This is a genomic window from Mesorhizobium sp. Cs1321R2N1, assembly GCF_037179725.1.
Classification (GTDB): Bacteria; Pseudomonadota; Alphaproteobacteria; order Rhizobiales; family Rhizobiaceae; genus Mesorhizobium; species Mesorhizobium salmacidum.
In genome coordinates, this window is the sequence record NZ_JAPYKP010000302.1 from 1 (window position 1) to 1,499 (window position 1,499).

The following is a 1,499-nucleotide window of genomic DNA, read 5'->3' on the forward strand; positions in this document are numbered from 1 at the left end:
GCATGAGACTTCCTGTGTCAACCTTTGGCGAGCAAGGCAGCTGCGGCGGGGTGTCTGTCTGGATTGTAGAGGGTACCGTCCTGCCAGGCGCGCCAGAGGATTCTGAGCCAAGCCCTGGCAAGGATGCGAACGGCATGCGGGTGTCTGCACCCTCGCTTTCTGGCGTCCTGATAGACCTTTGCAGCCCAAGGGCTTGCATGTCTGGAGTTGTCGGCGAAGCAAGTGATTGCGGCGCGCAGACGCTTGTTGCATGCCCATCGCCAGACGACGGCGCGGGATTTTCCGCTCTGGTAGGTGACGGGTGCGACGCCAGCCTCGGCGGCGAGGTGCTCCTCGCTCTGGAAGCGGGCGCGTACGTCGCCCAGCTCGGCGGTGATCTGGGCGGCGCAAATTTTTCCGGCGCGCGGAAAGGACATGACGATCTTTCCCTCGGGCAGTTCGGCGACGGCATGCTCGATGCGGCTGGACAGTTTGGCGATCTGGGCGACGAGGCTTTCGAGGGCAGAAGCGATGGCGCGCACGAGTTCACCCTTGGCGTCGGCCTCGGCCTCGGCGGTGATTGGGCTGGGAGCGGAGCGGAGCCGGCCGAGCACGTCGGCGACGCCGCGCCGGCCGCAATACTGGTTCTGGGCGAGGAAGGCGGCCATGCGCTTCTCCCCCAGGCGGGCGGCGCTTTGCGGCGTCGGGTAGCGCTGGATGAAAGCCAGGGCGATTGGGCTTGCGATGTCGGCGAACGGGCTGGCGGCGCCAGGCCAGAAGCTGTCGAGCAGGGCACGAAGCTGGTTGGAGAGCACGAGCCTTGTGGCGACGAGATCGTCACGCCCGCGCACCAGCGCCCGCAAGGCCTTGATGGCGTCGGACTGAGGCTTGAGTGGCGCCAGCCGGTGGCCATCAGTGCGCAGGATGTCGGCCAGAATGTAGGCGTCGCCGGGATCGCTCTTGGCGGCGACGGCGCGATAGCGAGGCCGGCACGCCTTGACGACATTGGGATGGATTGGCGTGACGACGAAGCCTGCTTCGACCAGCACGTCGACAAGAAGCCCGCTGGGCCGCTCGATGGCAACTGGCGTCTCGCCGGGCGGCCCATGCCGGCGCAAGCGGGCAACGAGAGCGGCAAGGCCGTCCCGGTCATGGGCGACGCTGAAGTGATCAAGGATCTTGCCGGCAGCGTCGACGGCACAGACGGCATGGCTCGATCCGCCCCAATCGAGACCGACGAAAATGGTCATGGATGCACCTCACAGAACTGGAGTATGGTGCCCGGTGCCGGGAGCCTTCACGGGATGCTCATCAATCGGCGCTCTGGACCCATCTTGGCCGAAGTGTCCGTGGCGCATCTTCCTGTAGCCCGTCTGCGGCTTCCGGCCACCGCAACGCCGCAGGTCTCATGCGGGCCCTCGAAGGGCGAGCACCACAGGCGGTCGTTACGGTGGCGCGGGACCAACGCCCAATCAGCTCTTAAACTGATTCAACGCAATCGTGAGGTTGCCTGATGAGCA

The 1,499-nt window shown here is 65.8% G+C and carries 1 protein-coding gene; it reads right to left on the reverse strand.

Annotation, left to right across the window (positions count from 1 at the left end; translation table 11 throughout):
- Positions 1-17 precede the first annotated feature (17 nt).
- A complete protein-coding gene (locus O7A61_RS32150; protein ID WP_337133167.1) occupies positions 18-1,229 on the reverse strand; it encodes an IS110 family transposase in 1,212 nt (403 codons plus the stop codon).
- Positions 1,230-1,499 lie beyond the last annotated feature (270 nt).